The following is a 25,828-nucleotide window of genomic DNA, read 5'->3' on the forward strand; positions in this document are numbered from 1 at the left end:
CTCAACCTCGCCTACTCAGAGTCTTTTTTAAACTGCCGGTATAGGGCACCATTAAGCTCGATCTCGGTTAAATACAAACGGGTATCGAGCTCAACTTGATGGTAATCTGGCTGCATATGCTGGCATAACTGATAAAATGCCTTGTTATGCTCTTTCTCTTTCAAATGTGCTAACTCATGCACCACTATCATTTTTAACATCGGCTCTGGCGCTTGTTTGAACAGCCCAGCAATTCGAATTTCCTGCTTAGCCTTTAATTTCCCACCCTGCACCCGCGACACGTAACTGTGTGTGCCTAACGCATGCTTTACTAAGTGCAGCTTATTGTCATAAATAATTTTACTTAGCGGCGACGACTTACGAATGTATTGATTTTTAATCTCCTGCACGTACTGATACAGGGCTTTCTCAGACGAATATATATGTGGCGTAGGGTATTTGCTCAGTAAGTATTGGCCCAGTCGATTTTGTTCAATTAAACGCGACACGGGTTCAACAATATGAGCGGGGTAATGCTGAAGGTATTTAAGTGTTTTATTCATGGTTTTCTAGGCAAAAAATAACCCCAGTTACCAAGTAACTGGGGTTAGTGAAGATTAAGTTAGAAAAGCTTATTTCTTAGCGTTTCTTTCTTTAACTTCAGCGATAACAACTTCAGCCACGTTTTGTGGACAAGGTAGGTAGTGAGCGAATTCCATAGAGAATTGACCACGACCAGAAGTCATTGTACGTAGGTGACCGATGTAACCAAACATTTCAGATAGTGGTACGTCAGCCTTGATGCGAACACCAGTTACGCCCGCTTCTTGGTCTTTGATCATACCGCGACGACGGTTTAAGTCACCGATTACGTCACCAACGTGGTCTTCTGGAGTGAACACGTCAACTTTCATGATAGGCTCAAGAAGTTGTGCACCCGCTTTAGGGATAGACTGACGGAAAGCGCCTTTCGCAGCAATTTCAAACGCGATAGCTGATGAGTCAACTGCGTGGAAAGAACCATCAAATAGCTCAACTTCAACGTCTAGTACTGGGAAGCCAGCTAGAACACCTTCGTCCATCATGACTTCAAAGCCTTTTTGTACTGCAGGCCAGAATTCTTTAGGAACGTTACCACCTACAACTGTAGATTTGAACACGAAACCTGAGCCTGGCTCACCTGGCTTGATGCGGTAATCAATCTTACCGAACTGACCAGAACCACCAGATTGCTTCTTGTGCGTGTAGCTATCTTCAACTGGTTTAGTAATTGTTTCACGGTAAGCAACTTGTGGTTGACCTACGTTTAGCTCAACGCCGTAAGTACGCTTCAAGATGTCAACTTTGATATCTAAGTGAAGTTCACCCATACCTTTAAGGATGGTTTCACCTGAATCTTCGTCAGTTTCAACTTGGAATGATGGATCTTCTGCAACCATCTTACCGATAGCGATACCCATTTTCTCAGTTGAACCTTTGTCTTTTGGTGCAACAGCAATCGAGATTACTGGCTCAGGGAAGATCATTGGCTCAAGAGTACATTCGTGCTTAGGATCACATAGCGTGTGACCAGTTTGAACGTTCTTCATACCCACAACCGCGATGATGTCACCCGCTTGCGCTTCAGTGATTTCGTTACGGTCGTCCGCTTGCATTTCACACATACGGCCGATACGCTCAGTTTTACCTGTTGCAGAGTTAAGGATAGTATCACCCTTCTTCATGCGGCCAGAGTAAATACGGATAAAGGTTAGTGCACCAAAACGGTCATCCATGATCTTGAACGCTAGCGCTTTTAGCGGTAGGTCAGCATCAACAGTCGCTACTTCACCAGTAGGCTCACCTGTTTCAGGATTAGTCAGATCTTGTGGATCAACTTCTGTTGGAGACGGTAGGTAATCAACAACAGCATCAAGTACTAGTTGCATACCTTTGTTCTTAAACGCAGAACCACAGAAAGTTGGGAAGAAAGCAAGATCACGAGTACCTTTACGGATACAACGCTTAAGCTCTTCGATAGAAGGCTCTTCACCTTCCATGTAAGCTTCCATTAGGTCGTCGTCTTGCTCAACAGCTGTTTCAACTAGTTGCTCACGGTATTCTTCTACCTTGTCAACCATGTCTGCTGGAATGTCTTGAACTGAGTAGTTCTCAGGTAGACCTGTGTCATCCCAAACGTACGCTTGGCGGGTTAATAGGTCAACAACACCTACAAAATCGTCTTCGATACCGATTGGAAGAACCATTACTAGTGGGTTAGCAGCTAATACGTCTTGAGTTTGCTTAACAACGCGATAGAAGTCAGCACCCATACGGTCTAACTTGTTTACGAAAATAACACGTGCAACTTCAGATTCGTTCGCGTAGCGCCAGTTAGTTTCAGACTGTGGCTCAACACCGCCGCTACCACAGAATACACCAATACCACCATCAAGAACTTTTAGAGAACGGTATACTTCAACAGTGAAGTCAACGTGTCCTGGAGTATCGATAACGTTTAAGCGGTGACCTTTCCATTCACAAGTTACCGCAGCAGACTGGATAGTAATACCACGCTCAGCTTCTTGTTCCATGAAGTCCGTAGTAGATTCGCCATCATGAGTTTCACCAGATTTGTGGATTTTACCAGTAAGCTTAAGAATACGTTCTGTTGTAGTGGTTTTACCCGCATCAACGTGCGCGAAAATACCAATGTTTCTGTATTTTGATAGATCTGCCATTTGTTCACTCTATAAATTTATATTAAATAAATGCGGCCGGAGTATAGCACGACTAAGCACAAGGAAAATACTCTTATCCAAAAAGCTTCATTTTTAATCTAAAAATTACCTCATTTCACTATAGTTTCACGCCTTTCTTTCCCTTTATCACGGCAAGTATCACTGCAAAGGGTTAATTAACAAGCAAAACATCCCCAGTTAAATACCTAAACAATGAATTTTATTGGTAAATAAATCCAATCCACAGGTCATAACGTAAGCACAATAAGTCAATAATTTTGGTAAATAGAATGAATAACGTTGATATTTCTCGCATCATTGAAATGGCATGGGAAGACCGAACCCCATTTGAGGCGATTCATGGCCTTTATGGTTTAACCGAGCCAGAAACAATCAAGCTTATGCGGCAACAACTGACATCGCGCAGCTTTAAAAACTGGCGCCAAAGAGTCAGTGGCCGCAAAACCAAACACCTTGCCCTGCGCAGTGGTGAAATAGATAGAGGCTACTGTCCAACACAATATAAGCACTCTCGGGGTAAGTAATCGACTAAATGCAAAACGCAGCACAATGAGCTGCGTTTAAGAAAAGCTTGGCTAGAATTAACCTTAGCTAAAAAGAGTTTCCCAGAAGCTGGGCTTATTCTTTTTATGATATTCCTTTCTTAAGTCATCAATGTCACGTAAATGTGCTTTCAACTCAGGCAAAGGCTTATCGTCCATCTCAAGGGTAATTTTTTCTACCACTGCGGAAACCTTGTTCAGCCCTTCCATTGAAACGTCCTTACGCTCAGGTGGAAAAGAGTATGCTTTAGCCTGCTGAAGCAATTGACTGAAAGAAGTAATATGAGATTTAAACTCATCTTTTGATTCTGTTTTATACGCTTGGCTAATTTCAAACTTCATTTTTTTCATCGTAGCTTCTAAATCAATACTACTGTTTGCCAACGCCAAACCTGATAATAAACAGCCAAATACTACGAGCAATGCATTAAAGCGCTTCATTTTTTTACCCTAATTTTTCTAAACGGAAATAGTGCTAATAACCTAGCGCGTCAGAGTGTAAATCATTCGCCCACTCTATTACAGATTTGATCATAATCAATATAGTGATTGCAGTTTTAAACTCAGTGCATAAACTGCAACCAGAGATCAGATTTGCTGTAACAATCTGCATGTTTAAGGAATATTCAATGGAAAGCCCACAACGAGACATCACCCTACGTTTTTTAGCCGAGCCCCAAGATGTAAATTTTGGCGGTAAGGTTCACGGCGGCGCCGTAATGAAGTGGATAGATTTAGCGGCATATGCCTGCGCAGCAGGCTGGAGTGGTAAATATTGTGTCACCGCTTACGCAGGTGGCATTAAATTTGTGGCCCCAATCCAAGTGGGTAGCTTAGTTGAGGTAAATGCTAAGGTTATTTACACTGGTAAATCGTCAATGCATATAGCCCTTGAAGTGATTGCCTGCGATCCAAAATCACTTAACCGTCGCCTCACCACTCACTGTATCGTGATCATGGTTGCCGTTGATGAGTTTGGTCAATCTGCTCGTGTACCGACTTGGGTACCGGAAACAGAAGAAGATATCCGTCAACACGATACCGCTATTAAGCTAATGGATATGCGTAAGAAAATTGGCGAAGAGATGCAAATTTACGTGGCATGATATGCTGGTGAATTAAAATTAAAGGGAGCGGCGTATCCACTGCTCCCTTCACTTATTAATGACTAATTATTGGCTGTCACTACTATCAGTCATTGTCTCTAATATGTACCGTTAACTGTTGTTGCTTGCCTAATGCTACACCTTCACTGTAAACCAAGTTCAGCGTAAAGTTTTCTATACCTTCAACAAGTTGATCATCGTTAATGGTCAATTCAATAAACTGCTGCTCTGGTTTAGCGCCATTTTCTGACTGTGGCAGCCATACTAATCGACCCCAATATGGGCTAGTGTAATCACTCCATCCCTCGGCTGTGCCCCAGTGCGTTTCAAAATGCACGGTTGCCTTAGCACCTAATAGCTTACCCATTTGCTTGACTGGAATTTTTATCATTCCCGCTGATTCATCCAGCCAAAGATCACTTTGCGCAAATTCTACTTTCGCCTTGGCAGGCTCTAGTGCAAATGACATTACCACAGGATCATGGTCGGATGAACGATAAGCATCGGGTGCATAGAAGCGCTGTAATTGTGCGTCAGATTTATACTCAACATTGTAATCTAGCACTCTTGGCTCGTCGGCATTGATATGCCAATCCGTTGCTGCCACCAATTTTCCAGCCAGCGCCTCGTTAACTAAACCATGATCTAAGCTGCCAGCCTGTCCATCGTAATAGTAAGAATACGAATCTTCGGCCATGGTAACAGTATTAAAGCCATAGTCGGCAAAAGTCAGCATGGGGTCTTCTTGGCTATAAGCGTTAAAGTCACCCATTAATACTGCATTACCGCCAATATTCTCATTGATGAATTGCGCCAGCGTTGCTGCGGCATCGGTGCGTAAACCATTACAGTTACCTTGGCCATCGCCCAAATCAGGGTCGCCTAAACTGTCACAGCTGCTGCCTTTCGATTTGAAGTGATTCACGGCAACGGTGAATTGTTCACCTGTAGCCAAATACTCAAAGGTTTGGATCATTGGGATACGGTGTTTTTGTGTCTGCTCATCAAATGGATAAGCCGTTAACAAGACAACATCGCCCACTGGCTTCACTTGGCTAGGTTTGTAAATAATGCCCACGGTAATCGCATCGGCCCCGGCACGGTCTTGTATAGGGCGGATATAATCATATTGATTTGCGCCCAATTGATTATTCAAGCCACTGACTAGGTCGTGTATTGCACTGTCACTGCCAAAGCCATTATTTTCAAGCTCCATTAAACCAAACACATCAGCGTCAATGGCTTGCAGGGCTGAGAAAATTTTGTCGCGTTGACGCTCAAGCTCAATAGCAGAGTTAGCACCGCGATATGGCGAGCCTTTTTCGGTGGCTAAATTAACAAAATAATTAAGCACATTAAAACTTGCTAGCGTTAGGTTACCGCGCTCAGTTAAGGTAGGTTGCGCGGCTCTTGGATTGGCATCAATAAATTCAATATCTGCAGTTGGGATCAACTGATATTGACCATAAGCGTAATGAATGACGCCAGTAACTTGATTAACCTGGCTACCACTACGCAGTGGCTGCTCAGCAGATAATTGCGGGAAATAACGGATTAATTCTGGATTTTGTTTGCTAGAGCCATCATCGACTAACAGCATATTTGTTTTATTAAATTTAGCTAAGTCAATCGCTTCGCTAGAATTGGCTGGGTAGCGATCGGTTGGCTGGAACACTTTACCTGACGATAACCAAATTTGACCATAACGACTGAAGTTATAATCTAAGGTAACGTGAAGAGGCTGGTTCAGTGTGACCATTTGCCCTTCAAGTAACTCTAATGATTGGTCTAATGGCAGAGTTAGGTCAGCCGCTTGCACAACCTGCTCACCACAATCACGCATGCCTTGAATGTCATTTAACTGGGTATTACCGTAAACCTCGGCCACATCGCCCAATAAGCGCACGTGTTGACCGGGACTCACATTGTATTCAGCATTGGCAATAAATAGACCGCGATCGCCGGTTAAACTTTGCACATAAAAGCCACCCATCTGATCACTGCCTTGCAACGCAGCCGTCACGACGCCTTCAATTTCGACCGTTTTACCTTTAAATGGGCTAGTATCTTGTGCAATTTGAATTTGATTAAGGGGCGTGGCCACATCACCACACTCCCCTAAAGTCACCACTGGGGTGCCAGTGTCAGAGCAAGAGGTTAAGCCACTGCAACCGAGTCCTGCAAAATCATCTTTACTGAACTCTTGCCATTGCAGCGATAAATCAAAATCAGCTAACTCATCAGTGTCACCTTGTTGTACTTGTTCAAGACGACGTAGCGTGCGATCTTTGCTACTAATGTTTGAATTACCCCAAGCACTGCCCGGATCGGTTCCTTTTTGACCAAACCGGTCGATGGTCAAGTCATTTTGCCTAAGCACTAAAACATCATCGCCATTAAAGTTGGTCACAGCCGATAAAAGCTGCGCTTTCTCTTTTAGTTCAGATTGGGCTTGAGCGTTAGCAATCACATAACTTGCACCAGGGGCAAGCATGCCAGATAAACGTTGGCTTACCGTAGCAGTGGTTTTACCATTAGAAAAAAGAGTAACTTGAAACTCAGATAAGTCGACGGCGGTGGTGGAAAGGTTGGTTAATTCGATGGCTTTGTTGTTACCACTGCCCTCAATATATTCAGTAAAAAGGACATTCGCCTGTGCATTTATTGTAAATACAGCGGTTAATAAAGCGAATTTGGATAAACTTAGGCGTTTCATTTTGTGCTCCTTGCTTTAATAGAGCAAGGAACACTAATAACAACCGTTGACAAAAAAATGCAAAATGAGTGAAGAATTAGCGACAGGTATTAATAATTTTATAAATAATGGTTGTGATATTAGGACGTTACGAGCCAGGCTTAACACCAATCCGAAACGTGCCATTAGACATAAATTGCACCACTTGTTCACGTTTTTTGCCGATGAGCAAGGTACCGTCGTCGAGAAATAAAAAGTTTTTCCAACAACGTTGAAACACTTCCCAAGTGGTTTCAATAATACTGTAGCGGTCACTACAGAAAAAAACCGTGGTGTTACCTTGCCAATTAAGATGATCGGTTATCATTTCAGGCAGTGCGGTTTCATCACTGTCCCACACCGTCTCCCACTCACCTTGGTCATGCCAGGTTTGCATTGCAAATGGCCAATCACCTTTTTTAAAAAAATCAGGGTGATCAACTTGTTTACTGATGGTCATGTTCCAAAAGTTCGCCGCGCGGCTTGCTTGCATCGGTTTAATTTGGGCTTTATCTTGGTCACTAATCGGCAGATCTTGACGATTGAAGATCCACGCTTTTTTATGTTCAGCTAAAGCAATATAACTCATAACAATTCCAATCTTAGAAATACACTTGCTGTTAATGCGCTAGTTCAATTCTATTTTAATGGCGAATCAAGGTTAGCTAACAAGTTCTGATAAGCAGTTATGATACCTGTACTCGACTGCCCACCCAAGCCTAAACGCTGATAATGCTTAATTTTTGCTTGAAGATACGCTAAATGTCTTGATTCTGTGTGTTGCCACATCAAACTGCCCACTTCATATAATCTGTGTTGGCCTTGCTTATTAACTACCAGAATTTCATAAAAGCGACCATTTTCATCAATTAACTGCTCGGCCACTAATTTTAAATCTAACGCTATCAAACCTTGGCGCAGTGCATATTGATGGTGCACAGGGCAAAGCACAAATTCAATATCGTGATCTGGAAACTGCTCCAGTAATGCCGTAACTAGCTGTAAAGTAAGCTCTCCCCCCACCCCTGCAAGGACCACACAATGGCGTTGGTTGATTAATGGCTGCAATGGCAAATCTGCCACATCAATACAATGTACTTGCCAATATCGACTATCAATACCTTGTTGCTGTAATTTCGAGAGCAATGGCGCGGTAATGTTGGCAACACAATCGACAAAATGTACCTTGGCTGGTTTTTCTTGCTCTAGCACCTTATCGAGAATAACGCGTCCCAAATAGCCATGGTCGCAACAACAGTCCCAAATATGTGGGTAAGCTAAATTCACATGGTCAGCAATCGCAGTTAATCGCTTACTCAGCTTCATTCAACACAACTCCTATTAAAAGATAGCGCCAGAAACAAAAAAGCCAGTCCCTTCGGACTGGCAAAATTGGAACTGGTGTTACTTAAAATTATTTTATGCTGAGCGCATCAGTGAGTTATTGATACATTCTAGGTTGGTGTTACCCATTAAGAATTCATCAATTGCACGTGCAGACTCACGACCTTCATTGATACAACGTACCACTAAAGATTGACCTGTACGCATGTCACCCGCTGCAAATACACCTGCTTGACTGGTTTGGAAACCATCGGTTTTAACGTTTCCACGCTCATCAAGTTCAACTTCTAACTGAGCAATCACGCCAGTTGGCTCTGGGTGTAAAAAACCCATTGCCAAGAACGCTTTAGTACAAGGAATTGAACGTACTGAACCTTCAATTTCTTTAAAGCCTGGACGCTGACCTGGTTTAGCTTCTTCCCATTCGATATCCGCAACCACTAACTCTTTAACATTACCGTTTTCATCACCGATAAACTCTTTAGTTAGGATAGACCATTTACGATCCACACCTTCTTCATGAGAAGTCGATGTTTTAAGGATCATAGGGTAAGAAGGCCAAGGCATATTCTCGGTACGCTTCTCTGGTGGCATCGGCATGATTTCAACTTGGGTAATACTTGCTGCGCCATGACGGTTAGAGGTACCCACACAGTCAGAGCCAGTATCACCACCACCGATAACCACTACATGGTCGTCTTTGGCGTGAATTTCTTCACCCTTAAGATCCATGTTGTTAGCGCGGCGGTTGTTTTGACCAAGGAATTCCATGGCAAAGTGTACGCCTTTTAGCTCACGACCTGGAATTGGCAGATCGCGTGGCACAGTTGAGCCACCTGTTAGCAATACCACATCAAAGTCTGCACGCAGTTGCTTAGCATCGACGTTAACACCGATATGCGCATTCACTTCAAATTTCACACCTGCTTGTGCCATTAAATCAATCTTACGATCGATAACCGCCATGCTAAGTTTGAAATCAGGAATACCAAAGCGCAGTAGACCACCCACTTTCTCATCACGTTCAAACACAGTGACCGTGTGACCAGCGCTGTTAAGCTGCTCGGCAGCCGCTAAACCAGCAGGGCCAGAGCCAACGATAGCAACGGTTTTACCGGTGCGTGATGTTGGTGTCTTTGGCTTGGCGTAGCCTTTAGCGTACGCCGTTTCAACAATGTTTTTCTCAATGTTACAGATAGTGATTGGGTCTTGGTTAATCCCCAATACACAAGAGCTTTCACAAGGAGCAGGACATACACGACCCGTAAATTCAGGGAAGTTATTGGTTGAGCTTAGGATATCCCAAGCTTCTTCCCAACTGTCACGGTAAACCGCATCATTAAACTCAGGAATGATGTTACCGATTGGACAGCCGCTGTGACAGAAAGGCACACCACAGTCCATACAACGAGAAGCCTGTGTTTGGATTTTTGCGCCGAATTCAGCATCCTTGACAAACTCATCGTTATTTTTAATACGCTCTTGAACTGATACCTTTCCTGGCAGTTCACGACCATGTTCTAGAAATCCAGTTGGCTTACCCATTATACGGCCTCCGCTTCTTTCTGCTCTACTTCCGCTTTTCTTCTTAGTAAAACGGCTTTGTAATCTCGTGGCATCACTTTAACCACCTTCTTAAGACTTGTTTCAAAGTCGTTTAAGAAGCGCTCTGCTACTTCTGAGCCTGTTAGCTTATGTTGCTTAGTGATCATGTCTTTCAGTAAAGCAACGTCTTCAGCTTCTAGTGGGTCTAGGTCTACCAGTTCGTCGTTTAACTTAGACTTAAAGTCACCGTTAACATCGTAAACGTATGCCACACCGCCACTCATACCCGCAGCAAAGTTACGTCCTGTGCTACCTAAGATAATCGCAACACCGCCAGTCATGTATTCACAACCGTGGTCACCAATGCCTTCAACAACCACTTTGGCGCCAGAGTTACGAACACAGAAACGCTCGCCTGCCATACCGCGAATGAAAGATTCACCTGAGGTTGCACCGTAGAAACACACGTTACCAACAACAATGTTATCTTCGGCAACGATGGTCGATTTCGCATCTGGGTACAGTACTAACGTACCGCCAGATAAACCTTTACCCCAGTAGTCGTTTGCGTCACCTTCAACTTCAAACGTCACACCTTTGGCTAGGAATGCACCTAAGCTTTGGCCCGCGCTACCTTTAAATTTCACATGCATTGGCTGTGGTAAGCCTTTGTCTTTGTAAACTTTAGAGATTTCGTTAGACAACATAGTACCGGCTGAACGGTCAGTATTGATGATGTCAAACTCAGCGTTAACCGCTTTACCTTCAAGTAGGGCCGGTTGCGCCGCTTCAATCAGCTTGCGGTCAAGTACCGTGTCTAAGCCATGGTCTTGGTCACGTTGCTTGTACATACCGTCTTCGTCGCGTGGTAATGCTTTATGCAATACAACACTCAAATCTAGGTTTTTGTATTTCCAGTGTTTGATGTCTTCACGCACTTTAAGAATGTGTGATTGACCCACCATCTCATTGATTGAGCGGAAACCTAGCTCAGCCATGATTTCACGTAAACCTTGCACCATGTATTGGAAGAAAGTAACAACGTCTTCAACACGGCCATCAAAACGGTCACGTAATGTTTTGTTTTGTGTCGCGATACCAACAGGACAGGTGTTCAAGTGACACTTACGCATCATGATACAACCTTCAACCACAAGTGCTGCAGTCGCTACGCCCCATTCTTCCGCACCTAATAGTGTGGCAATGGCTAAATCGCGCGGTGTTTTCATCTGACCATCAGCTTGAACCACGATGCGGTTACGCAGACCGTTTTTCAATAGCGTTTGGTGTGTTTCAGCTAGACCAAGTTCCCACGGTAGACCCGTGTGGCGAATAGATGAAATAGGTGATGCACCAGTACCACCGTCATAACCTGCAATCAGTACCACGTCTGCTTTCGCTTTCGCTACACCTGATGCAATGGTACCCACGCCCGCTTCTGATACTAACTTAACGTTAACGCGGCCTTTACGGTTGGCGTTTTTCAAATCAAAAATCAGCTGCGCTAAATCTTCGATTGAGTAAATATCGTGATGCGGCGGTGGTGAAATAAGACCTACACCCGGTGTTGAGTGACGTGTAGCACCAATCCAGTCATCAACCTTGTGACCTGGAAGCTGACCACCTTCACCTGGCTTAGCACCTTGTGCCATCTTGATCTGGATTTCATCACAGTTAGTCAAGTAGTAAGAGGTAACACCGAAACGACCTGAAGCAACCTGTTTGATTGCAGAGCGTTCCCAATCACCGTTCGCTTTAGGTTCAAAACGTACTGGGTCTTCACCACCCTCACCCGAGTTTGACTTAGCGCCAATACGGTTCATCGCAATCGCTAAGGTTGAGTGCGCTTCGTGAGAGATAGAGCCAAACGACATCGCACCAGTAGCAAAACGCGTTAGGATGTTTTCAGCAGATTCAACTTCATCAATTGAAATTGGTTTTAGCTGAGCTTGGTCAAATACAAATTGGCTACGCAGTGTCACCGCGTTGTCGCCTTGTGCATTTACTGCGTCAGCGTATTGCTGGAACATACCGTAATCACGGTTACGCGTAGACTGTTGTAGCAATGAGATAGTCTCAGGGCTAAACAAGTGCTTCTCACCACGTTGTTTCCATTGATAGACGCCGCCTACATCCAGTGTTTTAACCGGAATTTCACGTAGTGGGTAAGCAAAGCGATGACGTACTAAGGTTTCGCTTGCGATGTCATCAATAGACAGACCTTGGATACGTGTCACGGTGCCAGTGAAGTACTTATCGACAACGGCTTTGCTCACACCTAGGGCTTCAAAAATTTGTGCACCGTGGTATGACTGAACCGTTGAAATACCCATTTTAGAGAAGATCTTCAATAGACCTTTATCTACCGCTTTGCGTAGGTTTTCAAACAGTTTGTCAGCAGCAACACTTGGATCCAATTTCTTACGTTTTTGCAGCTCAACAATGGTCTCAAGGATCAAGTAAGGGTTAACTGCATTTGCACCGTAACCGATTAAGGTAGCGAAATGGTGTGTTTCACGCGCATCACCCGTCTCAACAACGATATCAGCTTTAGCACGTAGGCCATTGCGAATAAGGTGGTGATGTACCGCGCCAGTAATCAGCATGGCTGGAATAGCGGCATGATCTGAGTTAGCGTTGCGGTCAGAAAGGATAATGATTGAGTAACCTTCCTCAACTGCATCTTGTGCATAACGACAAACTTTATTGATCGCTTTTTCTAGCATGCCAGGTTCACCGTTGGCGGTGAATAGGATATCTAGTGTCTTAGCTTGTAAATGTTTGTGATCAACACTGCGAATTTTTTCCAATTGCGCGTTAGATAGAACCGGTGACTCAAGTTCAATCTTATGACAGTGCTCAGGGGTTTCAGCCAATAAGTTTTGGTCTTTACCTAAGTAAGTCTTAAGTGACATAACCATGCGCTCACGAATCGGATCGATTGGCGGGTTAGTTACTTGTGCAAACAATTGCTTAAAGTAGTGTGATAAATGCTGTGACTGGTGAGATAGCACGGCTAGAGGCCAGTCAGCACCCATTGCACCTAGTGGCTCACCTGCGGTGCCTGCCATGGTCACAATGATTTCGTTCAATTCTTCAGACGTAACACCAAACGCTTGTTGCTTGTGCAACAATACGTTAGCAGCAGGTTGCTCGTAGCTATTTGCTGTTGCTGGTAGTGAGTCTAAGGTAATGAGGTTATCTTTAATCCATTGCTCATAAGGCTTAGATTTTGCAATACCGTCTTTTACTTCATCATCAGAAATAATGCGGCCTTGCTCTAAATCAGCAACAAAAATACGCCCCGGTTGTAAACGACCACGGTATTCAACATTTTCTGGTGCAATTTCAACCACGCCTGACTCAGAAGCCATCACTAGGAAATCATCTTTAGTCACAGTGTAACGTGATGGACGCAGACCGTTACGGTCTAATGTTGCACCTACTTGTACACCGTCAGTGAAACAAACTGATGCAGGGCCGTCCCATGGTTCCATGATGTTCGCGTGGTACTGATAGAAAGCACGACGGGCAGGATCCATGTTTTTGTTTTCTTGCCATGCTTCTGGGATCATCATCATTAATGCGTGTGGCAATGAACGGCCAGACAATACGATTAATTCTAATGCCATGTCGAAGTTAGCTGAATCTGACATACCGTCTTTACAGATAGGTAGTAGCATGTCGATTTCAGCTTGGCTGAACAAATCTGACTCAAGGATCGCTTCACGCGCCTTCATCCAGTTAATGTTACCGCGAACAGTGTTAATTTCACCGTTGTGCGCGATGTAACGGAATGGTTGAGCCAAACGCCATCTTGGGAATGTGTTCGTTGAGAAACGAGAGTGTACTAACGCCAGTGCCGTTACCATGCCTGGGTTTTGTAAATCAAGGAAGTACTGTGGTACTTGTTCAGTGGTTAACTGACCTTTGTAAACAATCGTTTTGTAAGAGAACGAGTTGATATAGAAGTTGTCTTCAATACCAGAAACAGACTCTAAACAGATACGTACTGTGTAGTTACGTAGCACGTATAATTTACGCTCTAGTACCGCTGGGTCACAATCCGCGCCGCCGGTAATAAATACGTGTTCAAAATGCGGTTCGGTGCTTAATGGATCCGCGCCTAACATAGAGTTGTCGGTTGGCAGTTCACGGTAACCAATTACTTTCAAGCCTAAACGTTCTACGTTACGCTCTAAAATTTCGCGACACTGCTGACGCTGGTTTGCATCTTGTGGAAACAACACAACACCCACGCCGTATTGATCAAATGCAGGAAGAGTAATCCCTTCTTTAAGCGCTTGCTCAACTAAGAATTCATGTGGTTTTTGCAGTAAGATACCTGCACCGTCACCACTACAAGGATCGCAACCCTGTCCACCCCTGTGCTCCATACGAGCTAACATGTCTAGGGCTTGCGTTACAATCTCATGAGACTTACGGTTTTTTAGATGAGCAACAAATCCGATACCACATGCATCGTGTTCCATTTCTGGCACATATAGACCCTGTGCGCTCTGTTCTCTATTTGTCATAGACACGTCCTTCCAATTAAACAGGCAAAAGCCAACCAAGGCGATTATTTGCCCAAGCTTTTATTGTTTGAAATTTTTACACCTACTTACAGCTATCGGACTTCGTCCGGATTTCGGTGTGAATTCCTAAAAAGTCTGCCCACAGTTGAAAAATCCTTTCACTGTCGCAAACCAATCTCCACAGATAATTATTCGATATAACCGCTGCGGTTTAATAAGGATGGGATTTACATCACTTTCTTATATATTTTTTATTATTTTGAAAAAAGCCCATATGCTGGCCTTTTTTCGCAGGTATCCTACCGTTTTAGCCGTCTAAAAGCCACTCTAAGTTAGCGTTTAGCCGTAAAATAGCAGAATTATTTTACATATATGCTCACTAAATGTGAATTAATATTCACGAGTTAGTAAATAAAATTTACATATCAGCAGCTTACACACACTAGACTAAAGTCTAATATGTGTAAGTTTTCTTAAGGTAGGCTAACGAAGCGACTCGTTTATTTCGTTGATCAGGTTTCTTACTCGCTTGGCTGACACTGGCACAGCGGTGCCTAGTTGCTGAGCATACAAAGATACCCGCAGCTCTTCGAGCATCCAACGTAACTCAACCACTTGCTCTGGGATCGCAGCGCCTTTAGGTAAGCTTTTGATAATGGAATGATACTGGGCTTGCAGCCCTTCTATTTCCAAGGTATGCAAGCGATCTTTACTGGGGTCAATTGGCAGTTTTTCTAAGCGGCGTAAAACCCCTTTTAAATAACGTTCAATATCCGGCAACTTGCTATAGCCAATGTCACTAACAAAGTCTTTATAAACTAAGCCCTCTAGTTGCGATTTAATATCACCATGGGCCATGATCATATCTAACCCCACCTTGCCTTTTAACTTTTTGTTAACACTACTGGCAGCGGTTAGCACTTTCTCAACCACATTAGCAATGGCTAAGGTTTGCTCGTTTAGCTCAGCGCGAACAAGCTCTCTTGCTTGCTCATATTCTTGCTCAGTTCTTGGCAGTGGGCGTTTTTCCAACAAGGTATCAACAGCAGCGGCAATACAATCATCAATCAAGTCTTTTACCTGACCAAATGGCGTAAAGTACATGGCCAATTTGGCTTTGTTTGGCAACGATTTTTGCAAGTACTTAATCGGTGAAGGTACATTTAATAACACCAAACGGCGCATGCCGATACGGCTGGCTTGTCGCGCCCTCTCCTCACTGTCAAATAACTCAATGGCCACGCTGCTGCGTTTATCCACCAGCGCAGGAAAAGCCTTCACCTCATAACCACCGTGATCTTTAACAAACTCTTTTTTGAGTTCGCCAAAATTCCACTCCACAATGTCCGTTTTTTCTATGCCTTTATCCGCTACTGTCGACAAGGCTTGTTGTACTTCGCCTTGTAATTGCAATTGCAATTCACCTAGCTGCTTGCCTTGAGCGAGTACCTTGCCCTTTTTGTTGAGCACCTTAAATTTCATTTGCAGGTGCTCAGGAATAGCATTGAGATCCCACGCATCGGGCTCCACTCGCACACCCGTCATGCGCAGCAGCTGTTTTGCTAAACTGTCCGTTAAGCGGCCATCATCTGGTGACATGTTCGCTAACGCGGCACTGGCATAGTTTGGCGCCGGGACAAAATTTCGGCGCAGTGATTTAGGTAATGATTTTATTAAACTTACCACCAGCTCTTCACGCAGCGCGGGGATCAACCAATCAAAACCTTTGTCTTCTAACTGGTTAATAATTGCCAATGGTACATTAAGGGTAATACCGTCATCGGCTGCGCCAGGCTCAAAGTGATAATCCAAGTTCAATTTAAAGCCGCTTTGGTGCCAAAAATCTGGGTAAGCATTGCCGGTGATGTGCTCGGCGTCATGCGCCATCATTTGCTCACGCTCAAAGTTTAAATATTCCGGCAAGCGTTTGCTTTGTTTACGCCACCAAGCATTAAAGTGCGTGCCTGACACCACGTCTTGGGGAATTTTTTTATCGTAAAATTCATATAATACTTGGTCATCAACCAAGATATCGCGGCGGCGCGACTTATGCTCTAACTCTTCAATATCTAAACGCAACGCTTGATTTTGCTTGAAGAATTCAAACTTAGTGTCAAATTCGCCTTCCACTAGCGCACTGCGAATAAATAACTCACGACATAATTGAGGGTCAATGTCGGAATATAATACTTTGCGGTTAACCACCACAGGAATGCCGTAGAGCATTTGTTTTTCAAGGGCATAGACCGCATTCTGTTTTTTCGACCAATGGGGCTCACTGTAACTGCGCTTAATTAAATGTTGCGCCAGTGGCTCAATCCATTCCGGCTGAATGCGTGCGCCAATGCGGCCATAAAGTTTCGACGTTTCAACCAGCTCAGCCACCAATAACCATTTTGGTTGCTTTTTATATAAGCCTGAGCCGGGAAATAAAAAGAATTTACTGTTACGCGCGCCCAAATACTCTTGGTCTTTATCTTTAAAGCCAAGGTGAGACAACATGCCTGGGATCAACGCACAATGAATGGCATCGTAGTCTGCAGGCTCTGTGTTAATGGGAATATTGAGCTCTTTGATCACTTGCCTGATCTGAGTGTAAATATCTTGCCATTCACGCACCCGCATGTAGGCTAAAAACTCCTTCTTACACATTTTGCCAAACTGACCACCAGACAAGGACTTTTGCTGCTCTTTGAGGTATTGCCAAAGATTTAAAAAAGTTAAAAAGTCTGAGTCTTTGTCGTGAAAGCGGCGATGTTTTTCATCAGAAGCTTGCTGCTTATCCAGCGGCCGTTCACGCGGATCTTGAATACTCAATGCCGCCGAAATCACCATCACTTCATTTACACAGTTAAAATCTTGCGCCGCTAATATCATTCGTGCTAAACGTGGATCAACAGGCAGTTTAGCCAGACGCTGACCGATCATGGTTAGGCGTTTTCTTGGGTCACGCTCTTGGCTGTTAACCGCGCCAAGCTCTTCCAGTAATTTGATACCGTCATTAATGTTGCGCGCATCGGGGGCCTGTAAAAATGGGAACTTTTGAATTTCACCAAAGCCCAATGCCAGCATTTGTAAAATAACCGAGGCTAAGTTAGTACGCAGTATTTCCGGATCGGTAAATTCACTGCGGTTGTTATAGTCATCCTCACTGTATAAACGAATACAAATACCTTCACTGACACGACCACAACGACCGCTTCGTTGGTTCGCACTGGCTTGGGATATCGCCTCAATAGGCAAGCGTTGTACTTTGGTGCGATAACTGTAACGGCTGATACGCGCCGTCCCTGGGTCAATCACATACTTGATCCCCGGCACCGTTAAAGACGTTTCCGCCACGTTGGTCGACAAGATAATACGACGACCCGAATGGGGGGCAAATATCCGGTTTTGCTCAGCGGCACTTAGCCTCGCAAATAAGGGCAGCACTTCGGTATGACGTAAGTTACGTTTTTGCAGCGCGTCAGCGGTATCTCGAATTTCTCGCTCTCCGTTAAGAAAGATAAGGATATCGCCATTACTTTCACGGCCCAATTCATCTACCGCTTCCATGATGCCATCAAGTTGATCGCCATCCGTATCTTCAAGAGGACGGTAACGCACTTCAACAGGAAAGGTACGGCCCGATACTTCAATGATCGGGGCGTCATTAAAGTGATTTGAAAAACGCTCCGGATCGATGGTCGCCGATGTAATGATCACTTTTAAATCTGGGCGTTTAGGCAATAAACGCTTTAAATAACCCAAAATAAAGTCGATATTTAAACTGCGCTCATGGGCCTCATCGATAATAATGGTATCGTATTGATTCAAAAAACGATCGGACTGAATTTCGGCCAGCAAAATACCATCGGTCATGAGCTTGATATAAGTTTCGTCACTCACCTGATCAGTAAAGCGCACACGATAGCCTACGGTTTTGCCCGGCTCACTGTTGAGCTCTTCAGCAATACGATTTGACACACTGCGTGCAGCTAAGCGTCTTGGTTGAGTATGACCGATTAAGCCATTCACACCGCGGCCAAGCTCTAAACATATTTTTGGAATTTGCGTGGTTTTACCTGAGCCAGTTTCACCGGCAATAATCACCACTTGGTGATCGCGAATGGCATTCGCTATATCTTCACGTTTTTGCGTTACGGGTAATGCTTCGGGGTAAGTAACCTTAGGTAGGTTGTCGCTGCGCCATTGGCGAATAGCACTCGATCGCTTGGCATCTTGCGCTATTTTTTCGAGGATTTTATCGCTGTTTTGGCCAGCGGATTTTTTCAGCGCACCATCCATGCGGCGTAACAAACGAAACTGATCTTTTTTAAGACAAAGGGAAATTTGCTGTTTAAGTGCGTTAACTGCGTCTGACAAAACTCGGCCCTCATGAAATTTAGGTCGCCGATGCTAGCAGAAATCAAGAAATTGATAAATACAAAGGGCCGTTAAGCCCTTTAAATTAAAGCGATGCCCCAATACAGCCAACTAATAAGCTGCACTAAGCCTCATTAAGCTGTTTTAACGTAACAAGCCGATAGATGCACATCAATCGCTTTAAGAATGTCGCGACGAGTAATAATGCCCACTAATCGTCCTTCGTCCACTACGGGATACGCCTTAGGTTTTTGCTGTAACATTTGTTGACCGACATCTAAAATACTGGCGTTAACGGGTAGCGACAACACATCTGTACGCATCATATCTTCAACCAATGCAGCACTTTCACAGTGGTAACTGGACTCAATCATTTTTTTCAAGCAATCTTGCTCCGAAATCCAGCCTATCACTTTCTTTTCTGCGTCTAATACAGGCCCACCAATTTGATTTGAACGCAGTAATTTTTCGACCGCATGAGCGACGGGATCGTCCACTGTAAATGTCACTGGCCGCTTATTCATATAACTAGCAATGGTAATTTGTTCCATAACGCTTCTCCCTGCACACTTTCTATCTTTAAGATTAGCTGTAATTATCGCTGATGACAGATTTTGTTAACGAATTGAGTAGAAATTATCATCTCACGTCCTGACTTCAGGTATGATGCCAAATAAATTTTAACTGTTTAAATCAAGTGACTTGCATGATAGACCCTGCACCATCTCTGCTTTGGCACGACTATGAATCTTTTGGCCTTAACCCAGCCACCGACCGACCGTCGCAATTTGCCGCAATCCGCACGGATTACGACTTAAACGAAATAGCCGATCCCGTCGAGATTTATTGTCAGCCGCCAAGTGATTACCTACCACAACCCATGGCTTGTTTAATTACCGGGATCACCCCACAACGCGCCATGGCAAAAGGGGTAAACGAAGCAACTTTTATCAAGCAAATTCACAATGAAATGAGCCAAGCTAATACTTGTGTGGTTGGTTACAACAATATTCGATTTGATGATGAAGTGACCCGTAATTGTTTATATCGAAATTTTTACGACCCCTACGAGCGTGAATGGAAGAACGGTAATTCTCGCTGGGACATTCTTGATATGGTGCGCGCTTGTTATGCGCTGCGCCCTGAAGGCATTAGTTGGGTCGTTGACCAAGACTCAGGCGTCCCTTCATTTCGCCTAGAATTGTTAACCAAAGAAAATGGCATCAGTCACGAAAGTGCCCACGACGCGGTATCTGATGTTCGAGCCACCATTGCCATGGCTAAGTTAATCAAGCAAGCGCAACCAAAGTTATACGATTATCTGTTCAATTTGCGCAACAAGAAAAAAGTCGGTGAAATCATTAACCAGTCTTTAATTAAACAAGCGCCTTTGGTGCATGTATCTGGCATGTTTCCAGCACTACAAGGCTGCGCTTCTTACGTAAAAGCCATTGATTGGCATCCAACCAATCGCAATGCCGTTATTCTGGTGGACCTCAACAAAGACCTAAGCCCCCTATTGCATATGAGCGTGGCAGAAATTCAGCGTTATTTATACAGTAAAACGGAAGACTTACCAGAAGGCATCGCAAGGCCCGCATTAAAACTGTTGCACACTAATAAATGTCCGGTGATTGCCACCGCCAAAACACTCACCGAGCAACGGGCTGACGAGTTAGGTATTGACCGCCAACAATGCCGTCAATCACTCAATTTATTAACGCAACACCCTGAGCTGAAACAAAAACTGGTTGAAGTATATCAACAACCACCCACGCCAAATGAAACACAAGATCCTGACTGTATGATTTACTCGGGAGGATTTTTGAGTCAAGGTGATAAAAGCTTACTAACCGTGGTGCGCGATGCTGACCCGACTAACTTAGCGGCAATGGAGTTTAACTTTACAGATCCGCGCTTACCTGAAATGCTATTTCGTTATCGGGCCCGTAATTTCCCACATACCTTAAATGAAGAGGAACTAGTGCGCTGGCAACATCATTGTAAAGCCTACTTCGACCAGCAAGGCCCTAAATTCATAAGTGAGTTGGAAGATTTATATCTTGAGCATCAGCAACATGAAGGCAAGTGCAAAATAATCAAGGCGCTTCATCAATACGCCAGTGAGTTATAGCTTTTAACAACTAGCTAATTAACGATTAGCGATCACGTTTTTGAGTGCATTTACGTTGCACTCAAAACTATTTTAACGACCAATTATTCCCAATAAACCCGCTTAACAGCCGTGATTTCATCACTCGCCAGCAGCCGTCTAAAATGTTCTCGGTATTGTGGAACCAGCGTGGAGCCGATCACCAGTACTTGCTCCCCTTGACCATCTTCTTGAACGTGACAACCTATGCGCCCAGGGCTGCTGGTCATAAATTGTAAATTAGGATAGCGAGCCGCTATCTGCGCCATCACAGCCTTACTATTTGCCACGCAAAATTCAAAATCGACCGCCACGCCATTAAGTAAGCCTTGCTCATCTAATGCCTCAATATCAAAATCAGACTTGTTTAAGTTGTTGATATTGTTAATGCAACCCACATTACTTATCGAAAGCAATAACACAATCATCAGTTGGCACGAAAATAGTAGGCTTTTAACTGAGCGCAGTGAAAAAATATTGGCTAGCATAGATATTAATACCTAATTTCATCAATTTAAGTAATGATGATAAAAAATCAGCGTTAAGAACAATGGAAAGTATGCCGCCAGATCGCAAAATTCACTCATTTGTGATCCAATTGACAGATCCTGTTCAAACAATCACTAAGCTGATATTTTTTTATCCGACTCCTTGTGTATATTGATGTCATGGTATATGGGGAGTTAACCATGAGTAATCTAAAATACACATTATCTTGTGCGGCGCTGTTAGTTTTCAGTGCGGCATCTTCACAAGCTAGTGCGAACGAAAGCGACAGCTTTAACGCAAAAATTCTAAAAACCAAAAGCTACTTACTTAACTTGCCTAAAAGCACATACCAGGACTTATCTAATACCTTCGCTAAGGTATACAATAAAACGCAACTCACCACAGATATCACGCGCAGCTCATTCAACGACACCACCCTTTATGATTTAGTGGCTTTACCTTTAATATCTACTCCAAGCAACAATTTTCAATTTGAAGTTTTCGGTCAGCTATACGATAAAAATAGTATTGCTTTTAGTCAAATGTCGCACACTCAAGCCATGTACGAGTTTTACAGTCAGAATAAGCAGATCAATCAAAAGAAAGAAGATATCGCAGTTGGCTTTGGCATGAGCTTTGACGTCGATAGCGACGTTCAAGTTAAAACCCTTTACAGTACAGGGCAAATACCCGGCTATGGTGACAGCCAATTTAGCTTAGGGGTTGAACTAAAATACTAAAAACGCTATATCTCAAAGGCTAATTTTGCTCAAAACGTTAACAGCAAACAGAAATTAACCGATGAGATGACACTTTCTTAATCTCGCTTATTCATTATCGGGTCGCTTAGCAGCCACGACTCTTATACAATCACTCTCTCCTTTGTTGAAAGACGCTTTGTTATGTTTTCAATTGTTCGAGCATTTGCCATTATTTTGCTTGCTTTAGTTGGTGGAAAAGCAGTTGCTTATCTGCTTCCGTTTAATTTTCCAGCCAGTATCATCGGCATGCTTGTGCTATTTATTGGCTTTAATACTGGGGTTGTTAAAGTGCATTGGGTTCAGCCTGGCGCACACTATTTGTTAAAATACATGGCCCTGCTGTTTATCCCGATTGGTGTGGGATTAATTAATTACTTTGATTTAGTCATTGCCCAATGGCCAGCATTATTGGCCAGTATTACCTTTGGCACCTTTATTGTGATGGCGATTGTTGGCCATGTTTTTCAACGAATAAATCCAAGAGACTAATATATGTTTTGGTTGGCATTGCCCCTAACCTTGCTGTGTTTTTTCAGCTTTCGAAAACTCTATCAACATTACCCCTTGCCATTGTTTAACCCAGTGTTGTTGTCGCTGCTTAGCTTAATTACGCTACTTATTACCTTTGATATACCTTATGCCGATTATGCAACAGGAAGCGCTCCCCTTTCTTGGTTGCTAGAGCCGGCAGTGGTGGCCCTTGCTTTACCCCTTTATCAGCAAGCACAGCAAATCCGCAAGCAGTTAAAACCAATACTCTTTACCTGTACAGTTGGTGTTGCGTCATCATTACTGATCGTGATCCCCTTGGCTTGGTTATTAGGAGCTGATCATAGCGTAATGGCATCACTAGCACCGCAATCTGTAACCACTCCCGTAGCCATGGGCATCACGCAATCGCTAGGGGGGCTACCTGCACTAACCGCCGCAGTGGTGATTATTGTTGGCATCGTCGGCGCCGCTTTAGGTTTGCCATTTTTAAAGGGAATAGGCGTAAAAGATGAAGCATCACAAGGGCTAGCCATGGGCGCCGCTGCCCATGCTCTAGGTACAGCTCGCGCGATAGAGCATAGCGAACAACACGGCGCTTACTCCTCTCTTGCCCTAATATTATGTGCTGTACTCATGGCATTTCTTGCGCCACTCATTTTTGCGTTTTATATGCTATTTTTACCTTAACAACCCTCGAGGTAGCAATGAACAATAGTCGTTTCAACCAAGCTTTAGCCACCCTTTCGCCAAACGACGCACAGGCGCTAACGAATGCACTTGGTAATCAAAGTTTTAGTGGTCAAATCCCTGCCAGCGTAATTGCCCCAATACAAACCCAGCCTGAAGCTTTGCCGCAATGGTTAAACTTTGCCGCAAAATTTGCTATCACCCCAGTGTCAAATTTTAACGTTGGCGCATTGGTGATAGGCCATAGCGGCGCCGCATACATAGGCGCAAATATGGAGTTTGCCGGCCAAGCCTTAAGTCAAAGTGTGCATGGTGAACAATCGGCTATCAACAATGCTTGGTTGCATGGTGAAACGGGCATTAGCCAGTTGTTTGTTAACGCCAGTCCATGTGGCCACTGTCGCCAATTTATTCGCGAGATAGCCCAGCCTCATCAATTACAAGTTTATGTATTGGGTAAAGACCAAATTGCCTTTACCAAACTACTGCCCGATAGCTTTGGCCCTGATGATTTAGGCAATAAATTTGCTCTATTTGAGCAGCCACTGCAAACTTTTACTGGAGCGATCCAAAGCCCTTTGATCGACGAAATAGTGAAACACGCCAATGCAAGTTATGCGCCTTACACGGGTTACTATCATGCCATTGGATTGATCACATCTGATGAGCGGCTATTTGTTGGTCGATACGCAGAAAATGTTGCCTACAACCCCAGCTTACCTGCACTGCAATCTGCGCTTTCTCAGCTACGCTTTTCGGGTTATGACATTATTGATATTAAACGCAGTATTTTAGCCCATAAAACTGAGCAAAAGATTAATATGGCCGAACATTATCTAAGCTTACTGAAACAGCTCAATTCCCTCAATTTAGACTTAGTAAAACTCACTTAACGCTATAATTACCGGATTAATCCAGATAAAATATACGCACTTTTCACAAGGGATAATACAAATGATAGGGACAGCACACAGTACCCATGCCACACGCGCATTATTATTAGGATCGGGCGAGCTTGGCAAAGAAGTCGCCATTGAACTTCAACGTTTTGGCATTGAAGTCATAGCCTTAGACCGATATGAGAACGCACCAGCAATGCAAATTGCACACCGTTCATATACTGTAGACATGCTAGATGGCAGTACTATCGAAGCCATTATCGAGCAAGAAAAGCCTGATTTCATTATTCCTGAAATTGAAGCCATCGCAACCAACAAATTAATCGAACTTGAAGAAAAGGGATTTAACGTTGTGCCTACTGCACGCGCCACGTCTTTGACCATGGATCGTGAAGGTATTCGCCGCTTAGCTGCAGAAGACTTAGCAATCCTAACCTCTCCATACCAGTTCGTAGACAATAAAGAAGACTTTGACCGCGCTGTCGAAGAGATAGGCTTGCCATGTGTGGTTAAGCCTGTGATGAGCAGCTCAGGCAAAGGCCAAAGCGTTATCCGTGAAGACTTTGATATCGATATCGCCTGGACGTACGCTCAAGAAGGCGGTCGTGCCGGAAAAGGTAAAGTCATCGTTGAAGGCTTTGTGCCCTTTGATTATGAAATCACCCTACTGACTGTTCGGGCGGTAGATGGCATTCACTTTTGTGCCCCCATCGGCCATCGTCAAGAAGATGGTGATTACCGTGAGTCATGGCAACCACAAGTTATGGCTGACAGCGTACTCGAAAAGGCCCAAGACATGGCAGCAAAAGTAGTCGAAAACTTAGGTGGCTACGGACTTTTCGGCGTAGAGCTGTTTATTAAAGGCGAAGACGTTTACTTCAGTGAAGTGTCACCACGCCCTCATGATACCGGCATGGTAACCATGATTTCACAAGATTTGTCAGAATTTGCCTTGCACGTGCGCGCTATTCTAGGTTTACCTATTGGTGAAATCACACAATATGGCCCAGCGGCGTCAAGTGTGATCCTAGGAGAAGGTTATTCCCATAACATTCGCTTTAACAATATATCGGAAGCGTTAGCGCAAGTGAAAGGCGCTCAAATACGCTTATTTGGTAAACCAGAAATAGCAGGTAGTCGTCGTTTGGGTGTGGCGTTGTGTCGCGGCTCGAACGTTGAAGTTGCCATAGCTATGGCTAAGTCGGTATCTAACAAAGTTAAAATAGATTACTAATCTATCTCCAATTTTACTTCTATCACCTGATCACAACTATTATTGATCGGTGATAGAACGGTTCGTTTCTCTAGCAAGCCCTCAATCTCTTACAAACAAATAATATAATTCATGAGTTAAATTTAATTTTGATTCGCTTTGAGCAAATTTCTCTAATCCACACTTCAGGTTAAATAACTTCTCATCCTGACATTTTTCTACTGTATTTAAGCACCTCTTC

At 43.8% G+C, this 25,828-nt stretch carries 19 protein-coding genes; 8 read left to right on the top strand and 11 right to left on the bottom strand.

Features of this window, described 5'->3' with window-relative positions; genetic code table 11:
* Nucleotides 1–11 precede the first annotated feature (11 nt).
* Together K1M91_RS00425 and fusA are read right to left on the bottom strand one after the other, a co-directional pair.
* Entirely contained in the window at nucleotides 12–542 is a 531-nt protein-coding gene (locus K1M91_RS00425; protein WP_232799580.1) for a YgjP-like metallopeptidase domain-containing protein, read from the bottom strand.
* Nucleotides 543–611: 69 nt separating this feature from the next.
* Nucleotides 612–2,699 carry an elongation factor G gene (gene fusA, locus K1M91_RS00430; protein WP_232799581.1) on the bottom strand — a complete coding sequence of 696 codons (2,088 nt, stop codon included), beginning with the start codon at nucleotides 2,697–2,699 and terminating at the stop codon, nucleotides 612–614.
* A gap of 290 nt (nucleotides 2,700–2,989) precedes the next feature.
* Between fusA and K1M91_RS00435 the strand changes: the two genes are divergently transcribed.
* Nucleotides 2,990–3,244: a TIGR03643 family protein gene (locus K1M91_RS00435; protein WP_232799582.1), complete on the top strand. Its 255-nt coding sequence runs from the start codon at nucleotides 2,990–2,992 to the stop codon at nucleotides 3,242–3,244.
* Nucleotides 3,245–3,307: 63 nt separating this feature from the next.
* On the opposite strand, the gene K1M91_RS00440 is transcribed toward K1M91_RS00435, so the two are convergent.
* Nucleotides 3,308–3,703 carry a cytochrome b562 gene (locus K1M91_RS00440; protein WP_232799583.1) on the bottom strand — a complete coding sequence of 132 codons (396 nt, stop codon included), beginning with the start codon at nucleotides 3,701–3,703 and terminating at the stop codon, nucleotides 3,308–3,310.
* 188 nt (nucleotides 3,704–3,891) lie between these two features.
* On the opposite strand from K1M91_RS00440, the gene K1M91_RS00445 reads away from it, so the two are divergent.
* Nucleotides 3,892–4,368, top strand: coding sequence for an acyl-CoA thioesterase (locus tag K1M91_RS00445; RefSeq protein WP_232799584.1), 477 nt, complete (start codon nucleotides 3,892–3,894; stop codon nucleotides 4,366–4,368).
* A gap of 85 nt (nucleotides 4,369–4,453) precedes the next feature.
* Here the strand turns inward: K1M91_RS00445 and K1M91_RS00450 are convergent, their stop codons facing one another.
* The 7 genes from K1M91_RS00450 to K1M91_RS00480 all read right to left on the bottom strand — a co-directional run bounded on the left by K1M91_RS00450 (nucleotide 4,454) and on the right by K1M91_RS00480 (nucleotide 19,445).
* Complete coding sequence (locus K1M91_RS00450) at nucleotides 4,454–7,084, bottom strand: ExeM/NucH family extracellular endonuclease (RefSeq protein WP_232799585.1); 2,631 nt, start codon at nucleotides 7,082–7,084, stop codon at nucleotides 4,454–4,456.
* Nucleotides 7,085–7,211: 127 nt separating this feature from the next.
* On the bottom strand, nucleotides 7,212–7,691 hold the full coding sequence (locus tag K1M91_RS00455; RefSeq protein ID WP_232799586.1) for a DUF2947 domain-containing protein: 480 nt from the start codon (nucleotides 7,689–7,691) through the stop codon (nucleotides 7,212–7,214).
* A 50-nt stretch (nucleotides 7,692–7,741) separates the two neighbouring features.
* Nucleotides 7,742–8,428 carry a tRNA (adenine(22)-N(1))-methyltransferase TrmK gene (locus K1M91_RS00460; protein ID WP_232799587.1) on the bottom strand — a complete coding sequence of 229 codons (687 nt, stop codon included), beginning with the start codon at nucleotides 8,426–8,428 and terminating at the stop codon, nucleotides 7,742–7,744.
* 93 nt (nucleotides 8,429–8,521) lie between these two features.
* The gene (locus K1M91_RS00465) at nucleotides 8,522–9,991 is read right to left on the bottom strand and encodes a glutamate synthase subunit beta (RefSeq protein ID WP_232799588.1); all 1,470 of its coding nucleotides are present in this window, start codon (nucleotides 9,989–9,991) and stop codon (nucleotides 8,522–8,524) included.
* Nucleotides 9,991–14,529: a glutamate synthase large subunit gene (gene gltB, locus K1M91_RS00470; protein WP_232799589.1), complete on the bottom strand. Its 4,539-nt coding sequence runs from the start codon at nucleotides 14,527–14,529 to the stop codon at nucleotides 9,991–9,993. The genes K1M91_RS00465 and gltB overlap by 1 nt, the downstream gene beginning before the upstream one ends.
* 483 nt (nucleotides 14,530–15,012) lie before the next feature.
* Nucleotides 15,013–18,894: an ATP-dependent RNA helicase HrpA gene (gene hrpA / locus K1M91_RS00475; protein ID WP_282561051.1), complete on the bottom strand. Its 3,882-nt coding sequence runs from the start codon at nucleotides 18,892–18,894 to the stop codon at nucleotides 15,013–15,015.
* Between the two features lie 134 nt (nucleotides 18,895–19,028).
* Entirely contained in the window at nucleotides 19,029–19,445 is a 417-nt protein-coding gene (locus K1M91_RS00480; RefSeq protein WP_232799590.1) for a CBS domain-containing protein, read from the bottom strand.
* A 155-nt stretch (nucleotides 19,446–19,600) separates the two neighbouring features.
* On the opposite strand from K1M91_RS00480, the gene sbcB reads away from it, so the two are divergent.
* Nucleotides 19,601–21,028 (top strand): exodeoxyribonuclease I, encoded by a 1,428-nt coding sequence (gene sbcB, locus K1M91_RS00485; protein ID WP_232799591.1) that lies wholly within the window; start codon nucleotides 19,601–19,603, stop codon nucleotides 21,026–21,028.
* An 83-nt stretch (nucleotides 21,029–21,111) separates the two neighbouring features.
* Here sbcB and K1M91_RS00490 read toward each other — a convergent pair whose 3' ends face one another.
* A complete protein-coding gene (locus K1M91_RS00490; RefSeq protein WP_232799592.1) occupies nucleotides 21,112–21,534 on the bottom strand; it encodes a hypothetical protein in 423 nt (140 codons plus the stop codon).
* A gap of 201 nt (nucleotides 21,535–21,735) precedes the next feature.
* Here K1M91_RS00490 and K1M91_RS00495 point away from each other — a divergent pair, with 201 nt between their 5' ends.
* The 5 genes from K1M91_RS00495 to purT all read left to right on the top strand — a co-directional run bounded on the left by K1M91_RS00495 (nucleotide 21,736) and on the right by purT (nucleotide 25,608).
* Complete coding sequence (locus K1M91_RS00495; protein WP_232799593.1) at nucleotides 21,736–22,275, top strand: hypothetical protein; 540 nt, start codon at nucleotides 21,736–21,738, stop codon at nucleotides 22,273–22,275.
* A 162-nt stretch (nucleotides 22,276–22,437) separates the two neighbouring features.
* Nucleotides 22,438–22,785, top strand: coding sequence for a CidA/LrgA family protein (locus K1M91_RS00500; protein WP_232799594.1), 348 nt, complete (start codon nucleotides 22,438–22,440; stop codon nucleotides 22,783–22,785).
* Nucleotides 22,786–22,788: 3 nt separating this feature from the next.
* On the top strand, nucleotides 22,789–23,475 hold the full coding sequence (locus K1M91_RS00505) for an LrgB family protein (protein WP_232799595.1): 687 nt from the start codon (nucleotides 22,789–22,791) through the stop codon (nucleotides 23,473–23,475).
* Between the two features lie 17 nt (nucleotides 23,476–23,492).
* Nucleotides 23,493–24,368 (top strand): cytidine deaminase, encoded by an 876-nt coding sequence (cdd, locus tag K1M91_RS00510; RefSeq protein ID WP_232799596.1) that lies wholly within the window; start codon nucleotides 23,493–23,495, stop codon nucleotides 24,366–24,368.
* Nucleotides 24,369–24,429: 61 nt separating this feature from the next.
* Nucleotides 24,430–25,608, top strand: a complete 1,179-nt coding sequence (gene purT, locus K1M91_RS00515; protein WP_232799597.1) for a formate-dependent phosphoribosylglycinamide formyltransferase — start codon at nucleotides 24,430–24,432, stop codon at nucleotides 25,606–25,608.
* Nucleotides 25,609–25,828: the final 220 nt, after the last annotated feature.

Origin of the sequence: Motilimonas sp. E26 (assembly GCF_021278025.1) — a bacterium.
Classification (GTDB): domain Bacteria; phylum Pseudomonadota; class Gammaproteobacteria; order Enterobacterales; family CBDFNC01; genus Motilimonas.

What these genes read in the sequence shown, in the direction of transcription:
- K1M91_RS00490 (WP_232799592.1), bottom strand. Translation starts at nt 21,534, where the DNA reads ATGCTAGCCAATATTTTTTCACTGCGCTCAGTTAAAAGCCTACTATTT.
- sbcB (WP_232799591.1), top strand. Translation starts at nt 19,601, where the DNA reads ATGATAGACCCTGCACCATCTCTGCTTTGGCACGACTATGAATCTTTT.
- K1M91_RS00465 (WP_232799588.1), bottom strand. Translation starts at nt 9,991, where the DNA reads ATGGGTAAGCCAACTGGATTTCTAGAACATGGTCGTGAACTGCCAGGA.
- K1M91_RS00495 (WP_232799593.1), top strand. Translation starts at nt 21,736, where the DNA reads ATGAGTAATCTAAAATACACATTATCTTGTGCGGCGCTGTTAGTTTTC.
- K1M91_RS00460 (WP_232799587.1), bottom strand. Translation starts at nt 8,428, where the DNA reads ATGAAGCTGAGTAAGCGATTAACTGCGATTGCTGACCATGTGAATTTA.
- K1M91_RS00505 (WP_232799595.1), top strand. Translation starts at nt 22,789, where the DNA reads ATGTTTTGGTTGGCATTGCCCCTAACCTTGCTGTGTTTTTTCAGCTTT.
- K1M91_RS00425 (WP_232799580.1), bottom strand. Translation starts at nt 542, where the DNA reads ATGAATAAAACACTTAAATACCTTCAGCATTACCCCGCTCATATTGTT.
- K1M91_RS00450 (WP_232799585.1), bottom strand. Translation starts at nt 7,084, where the DNA reads ATGAAACGCCTAAGTTTATCCAAATTCGCTTTATTAACCGCTGTATTT.
- purT (WP_232799597.1), top strand. Translation starts at nt 24,430, where the DNA reads ATGATAGGGACAGCACACAGTACCCATGCCACACGCGCATTATTATTA.
- K1M91_RS00440 (WP_232799583.1), bottom strand. Translation starts at nt 3,703, where the DNA reads ATGAAGCGCTTTAATGCATTGCTCGTAGTATTTGGCTGTTTATTATCA.
- K1M91_RS00435 (WP_232799582.1), top strand. Translation starts at nt 2,990, where the DNA reads ATGAATAACGTTGATATTTCTCGCATCATTGAAATGGCATGGGAAGAC.
- K1M91_RS00500 (WP_232799594.1), top strand. Translation starts at nt 22,438, where the DNA reads ATGTTTTCAATTGTTCGAGCATTTGCCATTATTTTGCTTGCTTTAGTT.
- cdd (WP_232799596.1), top strand. Translation starts at nt 23,493, where the DNA reads ATGAACAATAGTCGTTTCAACCAAGCTTTAGCCACCCTTTCGCCAAAC.
- gltB (WP_232799589.1), bottom strand. Translation starts at nt 14,529, where the DNA reads ATGACAAATAGAGAACAGAGCGCACAGGGTCTATATGTGCCAGAAATG.
- K1M91_RS00455 (WP_232799586.1), bottom strand. Translation starts at nt 7,691, where the DNA reads ATGAGTTATATTGCTTTAGCTGAACATAAAAAAGCGTGGATCTTCAAT.
- K1M91_RS00445 (WP_232799584.1), top strand. Translation starts at nt 3,892, where the DNA reads ATGGAAAGCCCACAACGAGACATCACCCTACGTTTTTTAGCCGAGCCC.
- fusA (WP_232799581.1), bottom strand. Translation starts at nt 2,699, where the DNA reads ATGGCAGATCTATCAAAATACAGAAACATTGGTATTTTCGCGCACGTT.
- K1M91_RS00480 (WP_232799590.1), bottom strand. Translation starts at nt 19,445, where the DNA reads ATGGAACAAATTACCATTGCTAGTTATATGAATAAGCGGCCAGTGACA.